General features: G+C 69.5%; 1 protein-coding gene. It reads left to right on the top strand.

What is annotated here, in order from left to right:
• Positions 1-56: 56 nt before the first annotated feature.
• Positions 57-462, top strand: a 406-nt coding sequence (locus MTQ10_RS30995; protein WP_247474157.1) for an SUKH-3 domain-containing protein, incomplete at its 3' end; no start/stop codon positions are given.

The following is a 462-nucleotide window of genomic DNA, read 5'->3' as shown; positions in this document are numbered from 1 at the left end:
GCCCAGGGCCCCCCACAAACCACCACCCGCACGACCACCCCACAAAAAAAGGGCCGATGCACACCGACCGCACCAGCACCACCCGCTTCCCCGTCCCCGTCGACGCCGCACTCCGCAAAGCCGGCTGGCAACCCGGACGCTGGGACATCAAACAAGCCGAAACCTGGGCCGACACCCTCCGCGACCACACCACCCCCGCAGGCCACCGCCACACCGTCTTCCCCGCCGCAGTAGAAGCCTGGGCCGAATTCGGCGGCCTCCACATGGCCCGCACCCTCAACGACCTCGGCCGCGCCCTCGACACCGACATCAGCCCCCTCGGCACCGAGACCGACACCGAAGCACTCCTCGCCATCGACACCGAAGGCCGCATCTACGCCCTCGACCACACCGGCGACTGGTACCTCGGCCCCGACATCGACCACGCCCTCACCACACTCGTCACCGGCCTCGAACCCACCC

It is taken from the genome of Streptomyces sp. XM83C (genome assembly GCF_023072675.1).
GTDB classification, from domain to species: domain Bacteria; phylum Actinomycetota; class Actinomycetes; order Streptomycetales; family Streptomycetaceae; genus Streptomyces; species Streptomyces thermocoprophilus.
This window is presented reverse-complemented; position numbering and strand designations above follow the sequence as displayed.